The sequence below is a fragment of the Gordonia effusa NBRC 100432 genome, from assembly GCF_000241305.1.
Lineage (GTDB): Bacteria > Actinomycetota > Actinomycetes > Mycobacteriales > Mycobacteriaceae > Gordonia > Gordonia effusa.
Genome location: NZ_BAEH01000017.1, coordinates 16665 through 30831 on the forward strand (window position 1 = coordinate 16665; position 14167 = coordinate 30831).

General features: G+C 61.3%; 9 protein-coding genes. 8 read left to right on the top strand and 1 reads right to left on the bottom strand.

Annotated elements, in window-relative coordinates:
* Window positions 1-29: 29 nt before the first annotated feature.
* Window positions 30-260 carry a 50S ribosomal protein L31 gene (rpmE, locus tag GOEFS_RS02210; RefSeq protein WP_007316240.1) on the bottom strand — a complete coding sequence of 77 codons (231 nt, stop codon included), beginning with the start codon at window positions 258-260 and terminating at the stop codon, window positions 30-32.
* A gap of 376 nt (window positions 261-636) precedes the next feature.
* Between rpmE and GOEFS_RS02220 the strand changes: the two genes are divergently transcribed.
* From GOEFS_RS02220 to GOEFS_RS02255, 8 genes are all read left to right on the top strand, one after another.
* Window positions 637-1860: a diflavin oxidoreductase gene (locus tag GOEFS_RS02220; RefSeq protein ID WP_007316241.1), complete on the top strand. Its 1224-nt coding sequence runs from the start codon at window positions 637-639 to the stop codon at window positions 1858-1860.
* 335 nt (window positions 1861-2195) lie between these two features.
* The gene (locus GOEFS_RS02225; RefSeq protein WP_280985269.1) at window positions 2196-2765 is read left to right on the top strand and encodes an MspA family porin; all 570 of its coding nucleotides are present in this window, start codon (window positions 2196-2198) and stop codon (window positions 2763-2765) included.
* A 244-nt stretch (window positions 2766-3009) separates the two neighbouring features.
* The gene (locus tag GOEFS_RS02230; protein ID WP_007316243.1) at window positions 3010-3189 is read left to right on the top strand and encodes a hypothetical protein; all 180 of its coding nucleotides are present in this window, start codon (window positions 3010-3012) and stop codon (window positions 3187-3189) included.
* Window positions 3176-3916 (top strand): hypothetical protein, encoded by a 741-nt coding sequence (locus GOEFS_RS23110; protein WP_007316244.1) that lies wholly within the window; start codon window positions 3176-3178, stop codon window positions 3914-3916. The genes GOEFS_RS02230 and GOEFS_RS23110 overlap by 14 nt, the downstream gene beginning before the upstream one ends.
* The gene (locus GOEFS_RS02240; protein WP_138917843.1) at window positions 3900-5150 is read left to right on the top strand and encodes a hypothetical protein; all 1251 of its coding nucleotides are present in this window, start codon (window positions 3900-3902) and stop codon (window positions 5148-5150) included. Before GOEFS_RS23110 ends, GOEFS_RS02240 begins: the two co-directional genes overlap by 17 nt.
* Before the next feature lie 642 nt (window positions 5151-5792).
* On the top strand, window positions 5793-11054 hold the full coding sequence (locus GOEFS_RS02245; RefSeq protein WP_007316247.1) for a glutamate synthase-related protein: 5262 nt from the start codon (window positions 5793-5795) through the stop codon (window positions 11052-11054).
* 4 nt (window positions 11055-11058) lie between these two features.
* A complete protein-coding gene (locus GOEFS_RS02250; RefSeq protein ID WP_007316248.1) occupies window positions 11059-12861 on the top strand; it encodes a sulfite reductase subunit alpha in 1803 nt (600 codons plus the stop codon).
* 21 nt (window positions 12862-12882) lie between these two features.
* Complete coding sequence (locus GOEFS_RS02255; protein ID WP_007316249.1) at window positions 12883-13806, top strand: ChuX/HutX family heme-like substrate-binding protein; 924 nt, start codon at window positions 12883-12885, stop codon at window positions 13804-13806.
* The last annotated feature ends 361 nt before the right edge of the window (window positions 13807-14167 follow it).

Below are 14167 nucleotides of genomic sequence, written 5' to 3' on the forward strand. Positions count from 1 at the left end.
TGCACAAGTTCGGGTGTCGAATGGAAAAGCTAAGCGTCGGCCTTGTCAGCCTTGGCGCGCTTGCCGTACCGAGCCTCGAAGCGGGCAACACGGCCGCCGGTATCGAGGATCTTCTGCTTACCCGTGTAGAACGGGTGGCACTGGGAGCAGACTTCGACGTTGATGCGGCCATCGGCCTTGGTGCTGTGGGTCTCGAAAGTATTGCCACAGCCGCAGACGACGGTGGTCGCTACGTAGTCGGGGTGAATACCCTGTTTCATGATGGATGTCCCTTTCTCATGGTCGCCGGGTCACCATCGTGGATCGATGGTGTGAACCGGAACCGGACTCGACCGATCAGTATGCCACGACGGGCGGTATTGCTACCAATCCGTCGACACACTGGGCGATCTCAGCAGCCTCAACCGCGATCGCGGAGCGAAAATTCCCGCGAACCGTGTCGGGGCTACCCACACCGGCACTACTGGACCGAGCGGATGCTCCACCAGCACCGATGATGCCCACGGGCACCGGCTGCCGTGCTAACACTGTGACGAAACCGACCTTCATCCGCGATCAGAGACGTCCACGGCTCCCCTAAAATAGTCCGGTGACCACGCGCGGGAGCGCATACCCCAACCTCCTCCCAACTGAGATATGACTTCGACGCATTTACACAACGCCGCCGACTCTGGCCGCCGAGACAACGGGCCCACCTCCCCGACGACTCCGAGTCGTCCCGAACGCCGTAAACGTTCGACGTGGGGCCGCAAGAACCCGTACCGCGCGGCGATAGTCGAGCGTGTTCAGTTGTCGGGACCCGACTCGGAGAAAGAGGTCCACCATCTGGTTCTGGACCTCGGCGACAGTGGCATCGAATATCAGCCAGGCGACGGCATCGGCGTGACGCCGGTCAACGACCCGACGCTCGTCGCCGCGATCCTCACTCGTCTCGACGTCGACCCGTCGACGCCGGTCACCGTCGGGCGCGACGAGGTCACGCTACTGGAGGCATTGAGTCACCGAGTTGAAATCTCAACTCCGTCAACGTATTTCGCAGACTTCCTAGCGGGGCGCCTACCTGGTTCGGAGTTAGCCGAAGCGATAGCCACCGACACCCTCGGCGTCTGGTTGCGCGGAAAAGATGTTCTCGACCTGCTCAATATCGACGACCAATTAGAGATTTCCGCGCAGGAGCTGATTGAGGAGTTGTCGCCCCTGGCCCACCGCACCTACTCGATCGCGTCGAGTCCGACCGAACATGCCGGAACCGTGCATATCACCATGTCGACCGTCCGCTACCACGCCGGCGACCGCATGCGCGGAGGCGTCTGCTCGACATACCTCGCCGACCGACGTGTTGTCGGCCATCCCGAGGACGCCCATATCGGCGTATTCGTCACCGCCAACCGCAGTTTCCGTCTTCCCGACCCGGCCACCAAGGTGATTATGGTCGGCCCCGGCACGGGTATCGCGCCATTCCGCGCATTCCTGTACGAGCGCAAGGCGACCGGCGCTACCGGCGAGAATTGGTTGTTCTTCGGTGACCAACGTCGCGATCACGACTTCCTTTACGCGGATGAGTTGATGCGGTTCACCGAAGAGGGTTTGCTATCCCACCTTGACTTGGCCTTTTCCCGCGATCAGGAGCACAAGGTCTATGTCCAGGATCGCATGCGTGAGCGCGGGGCAGACCTCTACGCATGGTTGGCCGATGGCGCCCACTTCTATGTCTGCGGCGACGCCGATCAGATGGCGGTCGACGTCGAAGGCGCTTTGCTGGATATCGTCGCCGAACACGGCGCGATGTCGAGGACGCAAGCCGAGGAATTCGTCGCCGAACTCAAGAAAACGAAGCGGTACCTGCGCGACGTCTACTGAGACGGCGCGGCTCAACTCTGCGGACCGAACTGCAGGGTTCCTGCGTGTTTGTTAATAGGTGCAGTGTACGAGTCTGAGGCCTGCCCGGTTCTTGTGCCGTGGCGGGCTGTGTTCGGCATCACATTCTCGCTATAGCCGGTGTGTGCGATAGTAAAGTTTCTCATTGCTGGTTCGGACTGGCGATTTTATGGGGTTTACCACTACAAGAGGTCGGGGATTGTGATGCGTAAGTTTTTAATTCCGCTGGGAGTGTTGCTCTCGGCGGCTGTTTTTTGTTAGCTCAGCTCGGGGCGGGGATAGCTAATGCTCAGGTGAAGCGGACTATTGACGGTAATGTGATAGCCGTCAATGCTTCGAAATCACGGGTTTTCCGGGTGGCTCCCATGGGTGCGCCGCTGCTCAACCATGCTGGGCAGATGGCCCTTGATGTTCGGGCAGGTATCTCGAATATTCGTGCTGATCAGATTGTGTCGGCGAAACTTGAAGTCGGTTATGTCGTCGGGTACACGGCTAATCTTGCCCCCAGTGGGGCGAAGGTCACCGCCAATACGCCTGAACTTAAGGTGAATGGTGGGGTCAATGCGAAGTTGAATCCGACCGTGAACATCAGTAGCACCGGCGGCGGAGGCAGTATTGGTGAGGTCGGCGGCCAGGCTGGTGTCGAAGCAACTATTGTTCCGTCGTCGACTGTCGAGTTTGATGTTGAGCCTGGCCGGGAAAAGATGGTGACAGTCGCCGAGGTTTCTCTGACTCGGCCGCGTGCGGAGATCACGGTTACTGGTATTCGGATTTCGGTGACAGGCGCTCCGGGTACTACCGGTGCGCAGGCCTATGCGCGGATCACGGTCTATACCGACACGGGTTCGTATGTCCTAACAAGTTATTCTTCGCGTACGGAAATCTGAGGCTGATGATCATGCGAATAACACGCAATAAAGCGTTTGGCACTCAAATCACTGCTGTTGTTGCAGTGTCTGCCGCTCTGGTGGTGGGAATCGCTGCTCTGGCAGGCACAGCGAGCGCTGAGACTCCTGCCGAGCGGTGCAAGCGGGAGACCGCTGCCTACAATGCCGCGTGGAAGCAGTCATGGCTGGCGACACATCCAGGGGCTGATCCGAGTGATGCTCCACCTCCGGCGATACCGTATAAGTGTGGTCAGCCACCGGCTACGGTGACGCCCACTACCTCAGCACCGACCTCATCGTCGCCATCAGCGACACCAACGAGTTCGGCAGCGCCCTCGTCGACTACGTCTCGACCCTCTCGGCCGTCAACCGATCCGCTCGCCCCAGATACGGTCACACCTCGTGGTGCGTTGCCGACGATTAACGCGCCCGGGGCGGGTATCGACACGGTAGAGCGCGCGAAGTTGCAGATCATTTCTGAACGTAACTACAACACTCCACTTCAGGTGGTGAAGCGCACTTTAGAATCGTATGCACAGAAGGTGTCGAAACCTTACTCGCAGGTATTGACTCAGGCCGCCAATAATGCTTTATCAGCCGTACCCCGCAACAACGCGTCAGATAACGGCGGTCCTAACTGCCGCAATGGCTCTGCATCGTCCTATACTCCGCCAGCACCCCGCGCGACCGGAGAAGCCCGCCACCGTGGGGACTACTTCTTCTCCAAGTCATGCACTTTCAACTTTAATCACGGGCACAACGGCATATTCATAAACTCCAGGGATACCGTTGAGGCCAGCAACGAGGAAACCCCCCGTCACAAGCCAGGCGTATTTGTTTCCAGAGGCTCGGCATTTAGCAAATCCCGCATTGAGCCGAGAATGTATGCGGTAAAAGCGCAGGATTGGGAGAAGGACAAAGCTGCTGACGTCGCCGAAGGGTACCCTGGTCGGAATATGAGTTATAACAACAGTTTTTATGACAATCGTAAGTCCGGCGATGGGGTGACTTCAATGAACTGCTCGCAGGTGGTGTGGGCAGCTTGGTGGGACAGCAGCAGTCATAAGATTGACCTCGACCATGATGGTGGCCCCGGCGTTTATCCTAAGGACCTTGCCAGGACGGGGTGGTCCAATGAGTACCCCACCTAGAGAGAGTTTTAAGCCGCATCGTGCGGGACTTTTCGTTGTGATTGCGTGCCTGGTCGGTGTGATGGCAGCCTGTGCAGACTCACCTCCCAAGGAAGCCTCAGCATTTGGTCCGAATGTTGACCGCATCCCCGCTGACGCGGTGTCGCTGGTCGTGATTTCTCCTATGGATGTCGCCAAAGACACTAAACCGTACTCGTGGCTGGTGTTTCTGAACGCACTTCGCAAACCCATCGGCTATCGCATTTATGACGGACTGGTCCACGGACAAGCAGCCATTACGCAGTCCAAAGCGATTGCGATCGGAGCTGGCGATTTCGTCGAAGTAATCACCGATAAAGGCGTGCAGCAGGCACCGAGTCAACCCAACGGCCGCGGATGGGGCGCATACTCCACCCCCCGTGATTCTGGACTCGACGCCTACCTGTGGCTTGACGCCGGGATCGGCGGGGACGGCAACCAGATGCGCGCCACTCAGATCAACGTTCGCGGGCAGACCGCAATGTTCGGCGAAAAGGGTTACCTCGCCGCTCAGGGCTACTGCAAGGACACGTACTATTATGCACTCTTCAAGGGATCCTCTGGTCCCGCCGGTGGCACGATGACCCTCAAAGCAAGGAAAACAGGGGCGAATCAATCGCGACACATCGCATCCTGGCATTCAGGATTCTCAATTGACCGCGGTCGAACCATCGTGTGTGCAGCAGATGGGCGCCGGGTAGAATTACCACTCATCAGCGGAACCGATGGCCCCATTAGGTCAGATGATTCAGGCCCGGATGGGCTCGCTGGCATGCGGTTAGTCGACCCCGATACCGGCACTTCCACGTTCCGGCCACTGAACGAGGCCTACGTGGGGTCCATGCATGAGCGACTCAGCGCCGCCGGGGGCAGCAACGTGTCGTGGTCGGAGTTGGGACGAACGTTCTACATCGACATGCACGGAAATCTGCAATCGGTTGCCAATGCCGCCGATGCACCACGCCTTGAAGCCGATCTCATTCCCGGTATACCGGTGGCCGATCGCTACATCACTGCGGCCAGTGTCAACTTTGGCACCGTCGGCATGATCGCCTACAAACGACTTGTTGACGGTGGACTAGCTGGGCGGGATTCGATCGTCTGGGTCGACCTGCACACTCGCAAGGAGATCGCGAGAGACGAGTCCCCCGACTGGCTCACTGGAGTCACAGCCAGCACACAGTACGAGGTCACCGACCTGATATCACTGCGTTAGCCGATATCGGGGAACGCAACCGTTACCGGTCAGTCTTTGGTGCCTGGTCGCCGATCATGGTTTTTCAGATGTGTTTGGCGAGTTGACGTTTGAGGCAGCGTAGGGCTTCGCGGCGGGTTCTGCCTTGATCGAGTTTCGGTGATAGTAGCTGTGGCCGGGACTTGATGCGGTTCTGGCTTGGCTGGCGGCTGCGGTGGGGATGGCGGCGTTGAGCCTGCGAACGCCCCGGACCCGACAGTCTGTGGCGTTGTCTGTCGGCGGAAGCAACTTCGATGGGTGCAGTTCCGGAGTAGGCGGCGGCGCAAGCCGACTGGTTGGGGATCGCGTCGGAGCGCGCCGGTACAGACCAGGGGGCGGCAGGCGACGATCGGCCCGATACCGCTGATAGTGGTCAAGGTGGCACACCTACGTACAAGTCGGAAGGGCATATCTCCCTCGGGCTGCCTGAAAGTGCAGGTACCGGCTCGACTTCGCGCAGTGACGCGAACCACAATCCGCAAAGGTTAGGCTTAGCTAAATCAGCCGCTAGACTCTCACCTGTCGCTTCAACGGCGCAGCGGCGCCACCCATCGGTAACCCGGGATCCCCGGGCCCGCTGGGTGTCTGCGAAGTAGTCCGTTGTGTCGAGAGTGTGGGACGTACATGGTGGTGCAAGCGCCACAGCCGTTGCTGTGGGATCCAAGCGATGAGAAAAGCAGTTGTGGAGTCGGGTTCATCACCCGGAAAGACGGCGTCCAGGGGCACGACGTCATCGACAGAGCACGCGAAGCACTTTGCTCGGTACCGCATCGCGGCGGAATGTCCTCACTCGGCGTCGGCGATGGCGGCGGTGTCTCAATGGACTTGTCGCAGAGCTTCTTTCGCAAGGTCACCGGTCGCCCGACGCTGAATCTCGGGCAGTTCTGCGTCGGCAACTTCTTCCTGCCCACCGGCGACGGCGCCGCACGCGCCCGCGAACTCATCGAACGTGTGATGACAGACCGCGGCTTCACGACGCTGACCGTACGGCCGGTTCCGGTCGACAATTCGGTGCTTCGACCAGCCGCGGTCGCATTGCAACTGCCCATCACCCAGTGGATATTCGCTGCCCCCTCCCGATGTCCAGACCCAACCGAACTCGATCGGCTCATCCAGCAGGCGCTGCTGCAGATCGAATCACTCGGATTCACCAGGCCAGAACTCGCCGGCCTCTATCCGTTGTCGTTGTCAGCGCGCACCCAGGTACTCAAAGGCAGACTGTCCTCCCCCGAGGTCGTCGACTATTTCACCGACCTCGCAGATCCAGATCACAAGATTCACACCCTGTACTTCCACACCCGCTTCTCCACCAATACCGACCCGCACCCGACGATGGCGCAGCCATTCCGCTATCTGGCGCACAACGGCGAGCTGAATACCGACAAGAAGAACCGGATCGCGCAGGTGACCGACGCTGCGGCACAACGCAAGAAGATCGTCCGACCGCCTGGACAGTCCGACAGTTGCCGGCTCGACCAGACCATCGCCGCCCGGGTGACCAACGACGAGATCGATCTGGTCACCGCGATCGTTTCGATGATGCCGCCGGCGTGGGAGAACGATCCGAGCCTCTCGCCGCGTGTGCGCGCTATGTTCGAGTACTTCTCGCTGTTCGAGGAGAAGAACGACGGCCCCGCGGCAGTTGTTTTCGGTGACGGCACCGTGATCGGCGCGCGCCTGGACCGACTCGGCCTACGACCGCTGCGAACCCTGGAGACATCGCAGTATCTCTGCGCCTTTTCCGAAGCCGGTCAGATCTCCGTTCCGCCCGAGACCGTGCTGTCGCGGGGGCGGGTTCGCGCCGGCGGCATGATCTATTACGACCATCGCGAGCATCGCACCTACACCACCGAGGAAGCGTACGAATCGCTCGCTGCCGCACGAGATTACCCGGCCTTGCTGGCCGCGGCGAAGGTTGATCTCGGCGAATTATCCGCCGCGCCAATAGATAACGCCCCCGTTGCGGATACCTATTCGGCGGCTACCCGCTATCGCGCGTACTTCTTGGACCAGGAGAGCTTCCGCTTCTTCATGGATCCGATGATCTCCGACGGCGTCGAGCGTGTGTCGGCCATGGGTTTCGGCAATGCGATCAACGCTTTAACCAATGTCGAAGCCAATGTCGCACGCTTCTTCTCCCAACGATTCGCACAAGTCACCAACCCGCCACTCGATAGCATTCGGGAAGCCGACGGCATGAGTCTGCGCGTCTCGCTCGGCCCGCGAGCGGCTCGCCGCGACCGCACACCGGTCCGAAAGATAGTGCTGCGCACTCCAGTTCTGACCGCCGCGGACCTCAACCTCCTGCGCGCCCAGTCGGAGGTACCTGTCGCGACCTTCGACGCGGTATTCGCCCTCGACGACGGAGCCGATCCGCATGCGGTGGTCGCCTCCTTCGTCAGCGCCGTCGAGCACCTGGGTGATCAAGTCGTCGACTTCGCACGCGGCGGCGGCATAGCCATCATCAGCGACCGTGCCGTGTCGCCGACGACGCCAGCATTGCCGATCATCTTCGCAATCTCGGCACTCAACCAGCGTCTCGTCAATGCCGGACTGCGCCTTAAGGTTTCACTGATCGCCGACACGGGCCAAATAGAGTCGTCACACCACCTGGCCGCTACCTTGGGCTTCGGCGCGGCCGCCGTGCATCCGCATTCGGTCGCTCGTCGGGCGAGCGAACTGGCTCCCGCCGATCAAGCACAAGCCGGCTTCGACCGGTGGGCGCGCGCGGCGGAGAAGTCGTTGATGAAGACGATGGGGCGCGTCGGATTGTGCACGGTAGAGAGCTATATCGGTGGAGAGTTCTTCGAACCGAATTTTCTCGACACCTCCGACGACCATCTATATCGCTGGTTTCCCGACCTGCGTTCACCGGTGGGCGGTGTTGGCTTGACCCCTATCGTCGAATCCCTCGTCACCGCTCATCGCGCGGCCTTCGCCCCCGAAACAGGCAGCACCGCAGTAGATCTCCCACTACTCGGCCTGTTCAAAGAACGCGCGGACGGCGCCGGCCATTCATTCGGCGCGACCGCCATTCGAACCTATGGCGACTTGACCGCTGAGCCCATCTCTTTCCCGACCGTCGATCCCAGCACCGACGCCGCACCGCGCGATGACCGAAATGCGTTGCGGCGCCTCACTCTCGCCGACCTGGACGGTGCTTTCGGCCTCGATGCCGACGCATACGTCGACACCAGCTTCGATCGCCTGCGCCCCGAACAGATCGACGCCTTCCAGATAACACCGGCATATCGATCTTTCGCGAGCGAGATGACGCAGGCACGTGCATTGCGCCCCAGTGCGTTACGCGACGTCTTGGGCTTCTACGAGGCACGTCGGGCGGGAAGCATCGACCTGGCGGACGTGGTTCCGGCACACCAGATAACAACCACCTTCGCCTCGGGAGCGATGAGCCACGGCGCTCTCGTGGCCCCGGCACACGAGGCGGTTGCCCACGGCACCAACATGGTTGGCGGAATGTCGAATAGCGGTGAAGGTGGCGAACATATTTCGCGCTACGGCACACTGCGCGCCTCGCGGATTAAGCAGTTCGCATCCGGGCGTTTCGGTATCTGGTCCGGCTACCTGGCCGATCCGATGCTTGAAGAACTGGAAATCAAGATCGGTCAGGGCGCCAAGCCGGGCGAGGGTGGCCAACTTCCGGCGCCAAAGGTGACCGTCGAGATCGCGGCAGCACGCGGCGGTACCCCCGGCGTCGAATTGGTCTCTCCCCCACCACATCACGACACCTATTCGATCGAAGACCTCGCACAACTCATCCACGACTGTAAGGCCGCACGAGTACGGGTCATCGTGAAACTGGTGTCCTCCGAAGGAATCGGCACCATCGCCGTGGGTGTGGCAAAAGCCGGCGCCGACGTCATCAATGTCGCGGGCAACACCGGTGGCACGGGAGCCGCATCGGTGAGCAGCCTTCGCTACGCCGGGCGCGCAGCCGAAATCGGGCTGTCCGAGGTGCATCAGGCGTTGTCCGCCAACGGTTTACGGCAGAAGGTGATTCTTCGCGCGTCAGGTGCCCACCAGATCGGACGCGATGTCGTGGTCTCCGCGCTCCTCGGCGCCGACAGCTTCGAGTTCGGCACCGCCGCACTGATGATGGTCGGCTGCGTGATGGCGAAGAACTGCAACATCAAATGCCCAGCCGGCCTCACCACGAATCCCGAAGTGTTCGAGGGAGATCCGCGTGCGATGGCTCAGTACCTACTGAATCTGGCCCATGACGTGCGGGAGACGCTAGCGGCGCTGGGACTGCCCAGTCTGCGGGACGCACGCGGACGCACCGACCTGCTGCACTTGATCGATCACCCGGCAATCGTCGGCGAACTGCGAGTTGATGCTTTGCTCGGATCTGTCCAAGCGCCAACCATCGTCGACCCGGTCTACCTTGAGCGCGACTATGCGATAGACGACGCCGCGGCTACGCAGGTACGGACCGCACTTCTCGACGATGGCGCCGAATTCGTCTCCACCACGCCGGTTGTCCTCGGCAACCGCAACAAGAGCGTCGGCGCTCAGCTCGCTGTCGATATTGAACGTATGCTCAATCACGAACTCGACGATGAGGTGGCTGACCGACTCGTCTGCGCCGACCTCGATGACCGGGGACGTCGCTACCTTCGGCCCGACACAGTCCGAATGGCGACCAGTGGGTCGGCTGGACTTTCCTACGCGGCGTTTTGCAACGACGGAATGTCGTTGACACACACCGGGACGTGTAACGACGGCGTCGGCAAGTCAATGTCGGGCGGAACCGTCACGGTGCGTTCCCCCGGCGGCGGTTCGGCGATCACCGGCGGAAATGTACTGATCGGCAACTTCGCTCTCTTCGGAGCCACCGGCGGACGCCTCTTCGTCGCCGGTGAGGCTGGTGACCGGTTCGCCGTCCGTAATTCTGGCGCGACGGCAGTTGTCGAGGGCATCGGTGAATACGGTTGCGAATACATGACCAATGGCGCGGTTCTCAATCTCGGCGACTACGGCAACGGCCTGGGTAACGGGATGAGCGGCGGATTCCTCTATCAGTATGACCCCGCCTGCCGACTCGAAGAAGCGATCAGCTCGGCATCGGTCCTCGTCGGCGCCATCACCGGAGTCGGCGACCCACTGGCCCCGATTCATCACGCCGCGGTTCACCACCTGCTCGAAATGCACGCCGAGGCAACGCAATCGCCCCTCGCGATGAGGCTCCTGCAGAACTGGGAGACCGAGCGTCACTACATCAGCTACGCGATGCCGCGCGCACTCGCGGCATACCAAGACAGTGACGCACTGGCCGCATCCATTGGTCACCGGGCGCTACTCGACGAATTGGCAACCTCATTGGCGACCGACCAGGTCCGCCAGTTGAAGATCAGTCTGCGACAACGACATCCCGTCGCCGACGGCGTAGTGCCGGAATACGGGCACACCGACGACGCCGATATGTACCGGCTACTCAACGCCTTCACCGTCTTCGCTTTCGCACGAGATGTCGCAACCAAGCGTCTCTCGCGCGGCAAGCGAGCAGGCGAGGCGACTAGGTGGAACGAGAGCCAAATAGGCACGGCGGCAGCCAATCTCGTCCTCACCGAGGATCACGAGTTACTGACGAAAATCGGCCGCTATGCCCGCGATGTTCTCGCCGGCTATACCCACGAGCAACTCGCCGCACTGATCTCGGCCAAACGTGTGGACGATTACAAGCGCGCATTGGCCCTGCGCAACGTCCGCTCGATGGACGCACCCGCGACATACGGCTGGATTCTGCTGCAGGACCGCAAGAACACCGAGAAGCTAGGCACTCTGCCGGATTTCGACGAACTCTTCGCCGCTGCCGCTATCCCCGACGTCGCCGCCGCTTTGCCTACCTCCGAAAGGGTCGGATAGTACGATGCAACTCCCTTACATTCCCGCCGACGTTCCCTTTACCGGCGACCAAAAGGCATGGCTCGCTGGGTTTCTGGCAGGACTCAACACTCGAATCAACATCGCGCCCGCCACACCGGGCGTCCCCGCGGTCGCCGGTTCTACCTCGACTGCCGACGCCGGACCGGTGGCGATCCAGATTGTTTACGGCAGTCAAACCGGTACCGCCGAGTTCTTGGCCGAGGAGGCCGCGAACGTCGCACGTGCCAAAGGCTTTCTGCCGTTGATATGCGGACTCGATGAACTGGAAATCTCGACACTGGCCGCGGTTCGCCGGCTACTCGTAATCACCTCGACTTACGGCGAGGGAGACATGCCCGACAATGCCGAATTCTTCTGGCAGGAGTTGGCCGCTCCCACCGCACCGCCGCTACCCGGACTCTTTTACAGTGTTCTGGCCCTTGGTGATTCGAGCTACGACGGCTTTTGTCAGGCTGGCAAGAATATCGATGCTCGCCTGGCCGAATTGGGCGCTACACGCGTCGTCGACCGCACCGACTGCGACCTCGATTTCGAAGACCCTGCAGCGGCGTGGACCGCGGCAGCCATCGATGCGCTGGCCCGTGTCGACGCGGACTCCGCGCCGGCAGTGTCCGCTATCGAAGACACCACCGCCGACGCCGCGCCGAGCAAAACGCCGCGCAAGTCCACCTGGAATCGCAAGAATCCTTATCGCGCAACAATTCTGGCGAATTCGGTGCTGTCCGGCCCCGGCTCGGACAAGGAGGTGCGCCACGTCGTCCTCTCGCTGGGCGACAGTGGCATCACCTACCGCCCAGGCGACGGCATTAGTATCGCGCCGATTAACGACCCGGCCCTAGTGTCGGCTGTCATCGAACGACTCGGCGTGTCCGGCGACACGGTAATCACCGACCGCAAGGGTGAAGTGACGCTGGCCGACGCGCTCACCCATCGCTTCGAGATCTCGACTCCGTCGAAGTATCTTGTCGACTACATCGCGCAACGTAGTCAGGATCCCGAACTCACCCATCTGACCGCGACCGGCGATCGGGAGGCGCTCGACGCCTGGCTCTGGGGTAAGGATGTACTCGATCTGCTCAATATCGATGCGGCACTGCCGATCACGCCCGACGAATTGCTCGCCGAACTGCGTCCCCTTCAGCCTCGCGTGTACTCGATTTCATCGAGCCCGCTGGCGCACGCCGACACGGTACACATCACGATGGACACGGTCCGCTACCGCTCGGGAGGCCGTCGGCGCGGGGGTGTCTGCTCCACTTTTCTCGCCGACCGCTGCGAGGTGGGAAGTGATGTGGGAGTGTTTATTTCCACCAACAACTCGTTCCGACTGCCCGACGACGACACCGATGTCGTCATGATCGGGCCGGGCACGGGCATCGCGCCATTTCGTTCGTTTCTGCACGAGCGAGCCCAGCGCGGTGCGTCGGGCCGCAACTGGTTGTTCTTCGGCGATCAGCATCAGGCCTGCGATTTCAGCTACGCCGACGAACTCGATCAGTTCAGCGCCGACGGTGTGTTGACCCGCCTCGATCTCGCCTTCTCCCGCGACCAGGACCACAAGATCTACGTGCAGAATCGGATGAACGACGCTGGCGCTGAGTTGTTCTCCTGGCTCGACGGTGGTGCGCACCTATATGTCTGCGGCGATGCGACCCGAATGGCGCGAGATGTCGACGCGATGCTCCACGAAATCGTCGGCAAACATGGCGGTTTCGATCCGGCCGGCGCGCAAGACTTCATCAATCAACTGAAGAAGAACAAGCGCTACGTGCGCGATGTCTACTGAAACCGATGGGATACGACGACGATGTCTACACCACATGACTCGGCCGCGCGCAATGATCTCGACGACCTACTAGGCGCACCGGGTTTTGCCGGTCAGGTACTGCGGGGATGCCCCGGTCGAGTGGCCGGACATCTGCCATTGCTCGACCAGGTCGTTGGGGTGACCGTCGCGGGCCCGGTGATCATGAACGACGTGGGAACCTATGCCGATCCCACCGGCATGGGTGGTCCGATTCGTTGTCGCGAATCGCAAATCACTTTACGACTCAACGCATCTCATTTGCGCACCGCGCTAATCACCGAACCGACCACGCAACGTTTACCCCCGACTCTACGGCTGTTCGACAACGACGGAGGTTGTGCGCATGTCACCTACCTGACCGATCGGTCCGATCGGCTGGCATTTGAATCCCTCACTCTCGCTGGCTATCTCACCCCGGCGACCGACATCGACGTCGATGCGCATCCGATCGCGTTGCGATTCGGCCAATGCGACCAACTGGACCAGCTCGATTCGGTGCTCTTCGATGGCGGACTCACTCGGCTTCGATCACTCCCCGCGCCCCACACCGACGCAACCCGCGTTTGTGAACGCCGCGCGATCGCGGCACTGAGTCACGCCGCACTACTGACTATGCCCACCACTCTCATCGCCGGTGGAGCGGGTTGCCTGCAGATGCACGACGGCGTGTTGACCGGATCTCGCGAACACGAAGGCTCGATGGTGCTGGCGTCGGGAAGCGCGCGAACCATGATCGACTTCAACCACATCAGCGAATGCTGGGTGACCTGGGCCAACGGAGCATGCGGCCGAACCGGGTCGCTCGAACTCTACGACGACAGCGGAAAGTGCCGCTTCATCGCCACGCAGACCGGGCCGCAGACAAGGGCGGGCGCCGCCGGCTGGGCCCAGTTGGTAGAGGACATAGCCGACCAGGCCGCATAGGAATATCGACGGGCCAAACCGACGCCCACCTCCCGATGGTCGAGTGCCGACGCCCGCCACCGACGGTCGAGTGCCGACGCCACCTCCGATGGTCGAGTGCCGGCGGGCGAGCTCGCGAGCACGCCGGTGTATCGAGACCACGCAACACAGACTCGAAAACCCAACCCCCACAACAAAATCCACGCAAACTCACGGAGTCTCGATACACCCGACTCGGCTAACGCCTCGTCGGCCACTCGACCAGCGGGGAAGGATCGGCAAGCGCCTCGCCGGCCACTCGACCAGCGCGACAGATCAACTAACGCCGCATCGACCACACGGCCGACCGACACCCACCACCGACGGTCGAGTGCCGACGAGC